Here is a 211-nt window from a genome sequence, read left to right on the forward strand (position 1 = left end):
CCGGCGGCTGGACGAGCGCGACCGGCTCCTCCTCCGGAACGGATACCGGAGCCTGCTCCAGGATCACGTGCGCGTTGGTACCGCTCACCCCGAACGACGACACACCCGCCCGACGCGGTCGGCCCGTCTCCGGCCAGGACGTGGACTCCGTGAGAAGTTCGACCGCGCCGGCAGACCAGTCGACGTGCGGGGACGGCTCGTCCACGTGCAG

At 71.6% G+C, this 211-nt stretch carries 1 protein-coding gene; it reads right to left on the reverse strand.

Annotated elements, in window-relative coordinates:
- The coding region (locus GT045_RS25660) for a ketoacyl-synthetase C-terminal extension domain-containing protein (RefSeq protein WP_161335605.1) at positions 1 to 211 on the reverse strand (211 nt) is incomplete at both ends.

Origin of the sequence: Streptomyces sp. SID486 (assembly GCF_009865385.1) — a bacterium.
GTDB lineage: Bacteria > Actinomycetota > Actinomycetes > Streptomycetales > Streptomycetaceae > Streptomyces.